Annotated in this window: 6 protein-coding genes and 2 pseudogenes; 3 read left to right on the top strand and 5 right to left on the bottom strand. The window is 38.9% G+C overall.

Features of this window, described 5'->3' with window-relative positions:
- Positions 1-612 (top strand): annotated as a pseudogene (locus ACH8E3_RS13355) (IS66 family transposase); the annotation flags it as partial.
- A 115-nt stretch (positions 613-727) separates the two neighbouring features.
- On the opposite strand, the gene ACH8E3_RS13350 reads toward ACH8E3_RS13355, so the two are convergent.
- From ACH8E3_RS13350 to ACH8E3_RS13340, 3 genes and pseudogenes are all read right to left on the bottom strand, one after another.
- Positions 728-1,582, bottom strand: coding sequence for a copper amine oxidase N-terminal domain-containing protein (locus ACH8E3_RS13350; protein ID WP_458633134.1), 855 nt, complete (start codon positions 1,580-1,582; stop codon positions 728-730).
- Positions 1,583-1,651: 69 nt separating this feature from the next.
- Complete coding sequence (locus ACH8E3_RS13345; RefSeq protein WP_458633133.1) at positions 1,652-2,797, bottom strand: hypothetical protein; 1,146 nt, start codon at positions 2,795-2,797, stop codon at positions 1,652-1,654.
- 16 nt (positions 2,798-2,813) lie between these two features.
- Positions 2,814-3,612, bottom strand: a pseudogene (locus tag ACH8E3_RS13340) (IS1595 family transposase); the annotation flags it as partial.
- Positions 3,613-3,983: 371 nt separating this feature from the next.
- Here ACH8E3_RS13340 and ACH8E3_RS13335 point away from each other — a divergent pair.
- Positions 3,984-4,184, top strand: coding sequence for a hypothetical protein (locus ACH8E3_RS13335; protein WP_458633132.1), 201 nt, complete (start codon positions 3,984-3,986; stop codon positions 4,182-4,184).
- Positions 4,185-4,351: 167 nt separating this feature from the next.
- Here ACH8E3_RS13335 and ACH8E3_RS13330 read toward each other — a convergent pair whose 3' ends face one another.
- Together ACH8E3_RS13330 and ACH8E3_RS13325 are read right to left on the bottom strand one after the other, a co-directional pair.
- Positions 4,352-5,947 carry an IS1634 family transposase gene (locus tag ACH8E3_RS13330; RefSeq protein ID WP_458633131.1) on the bottom strand — a complete coding sequence of 532 codons (1,596 nt, stop codon included), beginning with the start codon at positions 5,945-5,947 and terminating at the stop codon, positions 4,352-4,354.
- Between the two features lie 153 nt (positions 5,948-6,100).
- Positions 6,101-7,639, bottom strand: coding sequence for a gluconokinase (locus ACH8E3_RS13325; protein ID WP_458633130.1), 1,539 nt, complete (start codon positions 7,637-7,639; stop codon positions 6,101-6,103).
- Between the two features lie 220 nt (positions 7,640-7,859).
- Here ACH8E3_RS13325 and ACH8E3_RS13320 point away from each other — a divergent pair, with 220 nt between their 5' ends.
- On the top strand, positions 7,860-9,110 hold the full coding sequence (locus ACH8E3_RS13320; RefSeq protein WP_458633129.1) for a methyl-accepting chemotaxis protein: 1,251 nt from the start codon (positions 7,860-7,862) through the stop codon (positions 9,108-9,110).
- Positions 9,111-9,272: the final 162 nt, after the last annotated feature.

Raw genomic sequence — 9,272 nt, 5'->3', positions numbered from 1 at the left:
TGGAAAAGTAATGTCGGAAAGATTGAGAACTGGACGTACAACGAAGCTGAGGATATGTGGAAATGCCCCGCTGGACAAACGTTACATTTCCGAAAAACGAACAAAGAAACTCAACCTAGTGGATATGAAATTCAAAAACGTCATTACCGAAGCCAAAACTGTGAGGGCTGTCCACTGAAGGAACGGTGTACGAAGATAACAGGAAATCGGGAAGTGGTTGTCAGTTTGGAACGACTGAGGTACCAGGAACAGGCTCGGGAAATTCTGCGAAGCGAGGAAGGATTAGCATATTGCAATCAATTCTTTGCGATTGAAAAAGATCTGATCGAGGCAACTCCAGAAGAACGCCTCAAAGTTCGAGCTGAGCAAAGCTGTGCCGTATTGGTGCGTGGTTACGACAACAAAGACCTAAAAGTTATGCCGAAGAGTTTAACAAGGCAAGCAATTGCTTACAGTCTGAATCAATGGGAAAAGCTGACGGCGTTCATGAATGACGGACGGCTTGAGACCGATAACAATCGAAGTGAGCGATCGATTAAGCCATTCGTGATTGGGAGAAAAAACTGGATGTTCGCCAATACCCCACGAGGAGCGACAGCAAGCTATAGCTTAACTGATAAATGGATAAAAAACATATATCATCTAATTTGGTGTCGCAAACTTTACTGAATTATATTAAGTAAAGTGGTGATAATTTCCTGTTAACTCAATCCTTTCACCGTTTTACTCATTGATCATTTTTTTGTATATCCATTTTTTTGAAGTACCTCAAAAAAGCATATTGGGCTTTATCTGGTACTAGCTTGCTAAGTTCCTGAATCTTAATCTCATGTACATAATGTTGATTTGGTTTTATTTCTGGAATCGATGTGATAGTGGATTGGTCATTAATAAGTTCACCTTTACTTCCAGTATTATAAAAATTATCTTTATTAACTGGTGCAATTAAATGATCTTGTAATAAACCAGTTGTATAGGTTGTATCTGAGTCATTGACAAACTCAATGTTTAAATATTTCAAACCCAGATTCTTATGATCCTTATATGATAATTTCAAAGGAATAACATTTAACTCAGCTGAATAATCTTTGCCTGTTTCATCATTCATCAATTCCAATTTTCCTTTCGAGAAAAAGTTGGAATGGTTAATAGAAAATACTTTATACTTAGAATTAGTATTTAATGTAACGCCTAACCCTTTTGCAATCCAGTTAAATGGAATCATCATAGTTCCATTTTTCATAACCATTTCACTATCAGAAGAAACTACTTTACCATTTATCTCAACGCTCTTCTTTCCTAATTGAGAAACGATTTTTAGTGATGTTGTATTAATTGTTAGTAAGTTCTGCTTCGTGTCCCATATTAATGAACCTCCCAAAGCATCTGTAATTATTCGAGCTGGTACCATTACTCGATTATTTAGACCCACATATGGCATAGTTCCATTTGAATGAATCAAGTACGCTCCATTTATCCTAATTAATACATTTGTTTTTCCATTTATATCTTCTGCAAATGCAGTTGTTGTAAAAGTAAAGGTAACCATTATTATTAATAAAATCTTAATTAATTTATTCAATATTTCACACCTCTTTTCATAATATTAGCCTGACAATTCACTTGTAAGTAAATTGTCAGGCACTGAGTGTTATGGTGTTAGCGTACCAGCTTTTACTTTTATAGATTCTTGTGAATAGCTAGTAAAATCAACAAGTACATTAGAAGTTTTATAACCACAACTTGTTGATGTTGTGCTAGCATTTTGTAATTGCTCTGAACCAGAAGCTACACCAACTTTAACGTTACTCCATACTACGTTATATAGAGAGCTACCGGTAGTTAGGTTTTCAGAAGTACCAGCACCAGGAGTAAAATCCTGTGCAACTGATGTTATTCTTTTAACCGACATTGTTGAGCCTCCAACTGTAAATCCTTTAGAAGGATCGACACCATATACTGCAGTTGCACTTAAAAATGAATTATCTTTTTTGTAACCTTCCACGTTTAAAGCAACTTGATTACTTGCCGACACATAGAACTTCATAAAGACCGTTTGACCCATTTTATAATTCCCAATAGTGCCTGTTTGAGTTGTAGTCCCAAGTGAAGTCATTGCCCAAGTCTCTTCAGTAGATGTAACAGGGTTTACTCCATCTCCCCAGTTCAGCATTAGTCCAACATCAACCTGCTGACCATTAGAATTATTTATTGCACCAGAATACATATATGCAGCCTCATTAGGGTATTTATTAATTACAATCTCAGTTCCTTTAACAGGCAAATAAAGATTTGTTGTTAATCTAGTAAGCCCTTGTGTAGAAGTTACCTTTCTGTAAGGTCCGGAATTTGCACTTACACAACTTGCACTTGGATTTGTGTAAGCCAATACTTCAACCTGTTCATCTTTTGGTTTTTCCGTGATTGATGTGGAGATAGCAGCAAATTCTTCATTTTTTTTCAATTTCCCATCTTTATCGATAATGTCTTTATTAATACGTTTGTACTCATCTAATAACTCCATTTTATTCGCTGTAAAACTACCATCAATATCAAAATAATACACATTTTCACGGTCTTCAGGATCAAGTGTCTCCATTATTTCTTTTAATTTCAGTTTGTCCTTTTTTGGAAGTCTCTCATCAATATAACCAATTTTATCAGCTTTAGTTTGATCATTTTCTAAGGCATTGGAAACAGGAGTATGTAAGCTACCTAAAATAAGTGCGGATGCTAGAAGTGCAACGAATATTTTTTCATGTGATCCTCCTAATAAATTATATAATATGAATATCAATTTAGCTCCACTAGGCTTATGACTTCAGATCTCTGTAGGGTATGGTATCCGTGTATAAACAATCAGATAGCAGATGATTAAAGCATTGCCCTTTGAAATGCCAACGATTGGCGAGAACGCAGAATTCGTTCAAATAGGAATGAAGATGCTTAATCCAAATCGTGAAAAGTACCGCCGATAAAGATTTCGCATTGGAAATCATCGTATGAAGCCATCTTTAGTGATCTGGATTATCCTTTACATTGAATTTGATAGGCTGATGTTTGTATTCTTCAGCGATTAAATTGTACGATCGATACTTATAGCTATTGATTGTGGAACCTAGATCGAGGTTCTGTTAGCAAACTCTAACAGTGTCTTGCCTTTGACACCCCGAATTACTTGCATCGATAGGTATTGAGGTACTCCTTGATTATTGAGCCAAACCACACAAGCACTTGTGTTTGATACGTGCCACGCTCCCTTTTTCCGCCTTCTGTCGGCGCCACGAAGAACGCATCATCCAGCGACCAAACCGGTCAGTTGATAGTGGGTATCGTGATCACCTATTGCTTTGCGAATCTTGTAAAACAACAACAAAGCTGTCGGATATTTCCAATTAACATGAAAGATATACAGTGGAAACACCCGCGTTTAACGTATGTCAAAAGAAAAATCTCTCAAAACCAAGTTAGTAACGGAGTATGGGGTTTATGCATAATCACCCCATCTCTTACAAATACTTGATGCTTGCAACTTGTAAATTGATATAACTTTCGTATCAAGAAAGCAGTAGCATTGAACTCGAATTTAGGACAACAGAAAAATTTTGTCCATCAGATCTGGAACAAACAGATTCTGGTGGCACGATTTCCTATCAAAACTTTTCTTATTGAGCTATACCAATTGTTCCCGAACATTCGTTTGTAGTTATTTCACCAAATAAATTTTCTTGCACAAAGGAGCTGCTGAGTCAACTTGATATTAATGTTATATCAAAATGTAAAAAAAATGAATAATTGAGAATAGTATTCCGGATTACCATTCTCTATTTAATAAATATATAACAACCCAGAAAGAATGTATATACGTTATTGTTTTATTTTACCAATTAAATAAAAATGAGTGTCCATATATTGTGAAAGTAATAATCCAATAACAATAAAATGATAAGGACACACTTTCTACACACAGGGGTAGGTTTAAAATGCAAACAAAACTAGCAAGAATAGCAGAGATTGCAAAAGTAAAGCCAAAAGAACAATTTACATCGCTGTATCACCTCTTGAATGAGGAAATGATAGCACAATGCCATCGAGAACTGGACGATAGCAAAGCTATAGGAATTGACCAAGTCACGAAGACACTGTATGGGGGAAATTGGAATCAAACATTAGGGAACTGGTAGAGCGGCTAAAGAAGAAAAGTTACCGACCACAGCCTGTAAGAGGAACATATATACCTAAAGATGAAAAGAGCAAAAGACCGCTCGGTATCTCTTCCTACGAGGATAAAATTGTGCAGTTGGGTTTGAACAAAATCTTACAAGCCATTTAGCCTGAATCCCCGGCCAAATTATAATGAGGCCGGGGGATCTATTTCTAGCGCTTCATAGATTTCCAACTGACGTTTGGTGATCTCCCCAAATCGCAAATCTTGGCCTGGCCGTTCGTAACACTCGATCACGTCGAGTTCATCAAGCAGCCCTTGCATCGTATAGCGTTTGAAAAGATTTTTGTCTTGCATTACCTTCTTAATGTACGACAGAAATATCAGAGCCACGAATTCTACGAATAATTTTCCGTCCAAACTGCGTTCGGAGGAAACTTCCATGCGTCGGAAATTTAATCGCTCTTTTAGATTTCCGAACGCCTTTTCGATTAAATCCTTATTTCGATACACACCCAATGCCTCGATCGGATCCTTGATCTCATTGCTGAGCAATGCAAAATAGCCATAGTTCCTAACTGCCGCATCAATGGCTTCCTGTTTGGGTTTTACAACGGTTCCACGCTTAGGCGTCGTTGTTACTTCGAAATACTTCGCATAAGATTTCTCGTGCGCGGCATCGCGTTTCCCGCTCTCTAGTTCGGCTTTCAGCTTGGTGAGCAGCCGATTCAACCTGGATGCATCCTCAGCTTCCTTCTCCATGTTAAAATACAGATGCAGATACGCCCTGCGTTCTTCTTCCAGCACATCACCCTTATAAGGACGCGTCTGCGTATACTTCCATGCGATTGTTTTCGAATAGGCGTATAGATTATGATCCGGGTCAAAATTCTCCCACTTTTGAAGCTGCGGTTTAGCCGCCATAAGTTCAGCTTGCACGTATTTGAGTGTCACTTTGGCGCCAATTAAAAACTTCAGATGGTGCTGATACAGGGCGTTGATGTTTGCTTCGCTATAAAACCCGCGGTCCATCACCAGTTTGATCTTTTTATAGGTGAAGAAATCCATATCGGCAAGTAGATTCTTTACAGTTTGAACATCCGAAATATTGCCCGGCAACTTACGGTAGTAAAAAGGCAAGTTCGACTGCTCGCCGAACAGCAGCGCCAAATTCATTTGCGGGAGCGGATCGTGTTCTTTATTCATGCCGTATTTGACTTGCCTCAAACCTTGCGAGTAGCTGGAAAGGCTCGTCGTGTCATACGCACAGTATTCTTCTTCAGCCCTCCGTTTACCCTGCAAGCGAAAGAAGCGTTCCCGTGTTTCTTCCGTAATAGAAGAAAAAAAGTCGCTACTTCGCTGGGAGGGGATGTCCTTACCGTAAGGATGCTGGTGGGTAACCGACCATTTCGAAAAGCGAATAAGCGGATTATGATCCTCCAGAATCAAGTAATAGGCGATCGACAAGAGTTGCTTATACTGATTTGGAAAACACTGCTTCAAGTCAGCCGTGATGCCGAGTTTCTCGCCTATAGCATTCAGCAACCAGGTTGCGCCAGCATATAATCGTTTAGATTCCGTCGCAGGAACTGGTCCGGGGTTTATCGGTTGATGCGATGTAGCAAGTCGCCGTGAGGGAATCAATTCGCCGGATAACGGATCGAGCTTGCCGATACAGATTCGCCGGCTGCGTGATTGCTTTTTTATCTTATCCCAATAGTTTTCGGATTCGTAGACGTATGTAACACCGTTGTGCTTGTTTTTCAAATAGATGAGCGGCATATGATCACCCCATTCCACGTCATAATTATAACGTGGAATGGGTGAGATTAGCAAGACTTAAATAGCAAAAAACCGCGATATTACGCGGTTTTTGCGAAATCCACGTTATAATATCGCGGGGATTCAGGTTATTGATACCGGATACCATAAAGTCTATTGTAATTCCGCTATCTCCTTGTAGCTATCCTTTAATTGATGATACACATTCAAATAGATTGGTAATATTCGCTGGTATAGCTGATGATTCTCTTCGTTCGGTAAATAAAGAACGTTAGTTGTAGATACAGTTGATGTGATTGGATTACATATTTGGTCCGATATTCCCATAGCATAGAATCCCAATCTAGCAGCTCCAAGTCCTGAACTCTCAATAACATCAGGCACTTCTACAGGGATCCCTAGAACGTCTGCCAGCATCTGGCAGATAAGTACAGAACGGGTGACACCACCAGAAGCTGTAATTTTTCGGGGCGAGATTGAAATGTCCTGCATCATAGACATAATAGAACCAATTTGAAAGATCATTCCCTCCATCGCTGCTCTAAGCATATGAGATTTACCATGATTTAAAGATAGACCAAAATAGACTCCTCTTGCTCTAGCATCCCAGAATGGTGCTCTTTCTCCTGTCAATAACGGAAGAAAAAGAAGTCCATCCGCTCCTGGTGGTGATTGTTGTGCTAACTCCAAATAGGATGTGAATGGTTCTAAATTACGCTCATCTAAGGGTTCTAATCCATTTGAGAACAACTGATCTATTGTCCATTGGAGTACTATTCCGCCATTATTCGAAGCACCACCGATGACCCAATAATCATCTAATAGTGCATAACAGAACATCCGTCCTTGTGGATCAAGCGTTGGTCTACGAACCATGGCACGTACTGCACTGCTTGTTCCAATCGATATTGCGACCTCTTCCGAATTAACAACACCCATACCTAGATTCGCAAGCACACCGTCAGCTGCTCCAATAACAAATGGTGTATTCATATTTATGCTCATCTTAGATGCGTAATCACAAGTTAACCCATGGATGACATAAGTAGTGGGAACAGGTTCAGAGAGCTGATCCGTATTTATCCCTATCAAGGTTAGCGCCTGCTCATCCCAAGCCATGTTGTGAATATTGAACATACCCGTGCCACTTGCGATCGAATAATCAATCATATATTCACCAAACAAACGATGGAATACATATTCTTTTATACCTATAAACTTGTGTGCTTGTTGGAATGTTTCTGAATCATGATCACGTAACCACATTAATTTGGTCAAAGGTGACATCGGATGGATCGGTGTTCCCGTGTGGTGGTATATAGATTGCGCATTGCCGTTTCGAATTAATTCCTCGGCTTCATCAACACTTCTCTGATCGGCCCAAATGATACTCTTGGTCAATGTCTGATGTTGTGCGTTCATAACAATGATGCTGTGCATCGCTGAACTAAATGTCACACATAGGACTAGATTCGGATCAATGCCAGATGTCTCCATCACCGAATTGATTCCATCCATGACAGCTTCAAGAATCTGTTGCGGTTCTTGTTCTGCCATGTCTGAGCGTGGACTATGTATTGGATAAGGAATAGACTTTGTTCTTATCACCTGCTCTGTATGATCAATTAACATGACTTTCGTACTTGTCGTACCTATATCAACTGCAACTACAAAACTAAGTTCAGTGCTCAATGCTACAGATACCTCCCGTCTAATCTGACATTCATCATAAAATGGAGAATGCTATCCTTTATTATTGTAACAGAAGTAATTGACATCCATAATCCTTGTCAGAAAATAGTTCTTTTTCACTAATTAATATATTTATTGGGACTATATATATAGACTATTACTCCTAAATAGTGGTATTATGTGTGTTAGAAGTTTCCATATATTAAGGAGGATACATAATATGTCATGGTTCAATGAGCTTCCACTATCCAAAAAGGTTATCGCTGGTTGTTATCTCGTTGCAGCGTTATTCTCAGTTCCAGTCTTTGTGACTTTCATTGTCATTGGTAAAGTTCTTATTGGAATCATACTTATCTTATTACTACTTGGTCTAACCTATCCTTTATCTCGCTTCATTGAGAGAACGCTTACATCTTCATTTGATGAGATCTCTATCGTAACTACACGAATTTCCCAAGGCGACTTTAGTGAACGCGCTAGTGAGAAGGGTGCCATGAGCGAACTGAATCGTTCTTTTAATAACATGATTGATAAGCTTACAAAGATACTTCATGAAGCTTCCTCTATTACGAAACAAGTTATGGGAACAAGTCGTGGGATTACGGATAAGAACCAAGAACTTAAACAGGTGATGACACAAGTTGCTCTATCTTCCAATGAATTAGCCATTGGTGCAAATGAAATTTCTCAAGATATATCTGGCATGACGCAATCCATACAAGATATTGAAGACAAGGTCTCTAATTATACAAATTCAACCAAAGAAATGAATCAAAGATCAATACATACGCTCAAGCTGGTGGAAAGTGGCCGTCAATCCGTTGAGAAACAGGCAGAAGGTATGAAAAAAAACATTCAAGCCACACAACAAGTTGCAAGTACGATACAGGCGCTGTCTATCAATGCACAGGGAATATCTAAGATTACCAAGTCAATATCTGAATTAGCAGAACAGACGAATTTATTATCTTTGAATGCTTCCATTGAAGCTGCTCGGGCTGGGGAACATGGTAGAGGATTTGCTGTCGTTGCCTCAGAAGTTCGCAAATTAGCTGAGGAATCAGCCGAATCTACGAAAGGCGTGTTCAGCTTAGTGAAGAGCATTGAACAAGATGTACAACAAGCGATCCAACATATACATCTCAATGAAGAAATCGTTACTCAACAAAATGTAATGATCCATGAGGCTGAACAAATATTTGAACAAATCGTACAGAGTGTACAATATATTACTGAACAGATTTCTTCATTCTCACATGAAAGCGATATTATGTTGGATAGCGCACACAAAATATCTTCAGCAATTCAGAACATATCAGCGATCACTGAACAGTCTGCAGCAGGTACACAGCAGGTATCTGCATCAATGAATGAGCAGATCTCTTCCATCCAAGCAGTTGTTGAAGAAGCCGAGAGTATGAATAAGGCTGTCTTTCAACTCCAGAAGACGATTCATATTTTCAAATTCTAAACATCAGACTATCTGAACGCCAAGAGACCCCTATCCTAAATGGGTCTCTTTATTTATCCTGCAACTTAACAACGTTGATCATAATGAAATTCTTTATTGTCTGCATTTATGTTATTTATGTATAATAGTTATACAAACATATGTTTGTTTCAATACACATAC

This window comes from Paenibacillus sp. CMAA1364, from assembly GCF_054373195.1.
The sequence above is the reverse complement of the archived record's forward strand: the minus strand, read 5'-3'. Positions and strand labels throughout refer to the sequence as shown.

Excerpts from the sequence above, each read along its gene's own strand:
- ACH8E3_RS13335 (WP_458633132.1), top strand. The coding sequence starts at position 3,984 with ATGCAAACAAAACTAGCAAGAATAGCAGAGATTGCAAAAGTAAAGCCA.
- ACH8E3_RS13330 (WP_458633131.1), bottom strand. The coding sequence starts at position 5,947 with ATGCCGCTCATCTATTTGAAAAACAAGCACAACGGTGTTACATACGTC.
- ACH8E3_RS13320 (WP_458633129.1), top strand. The coding sequence starts at position 7,860 with ATGTCATGGTTCAATGAGCTTCCACTATCCAAAAAGGTTATCGCTGGT.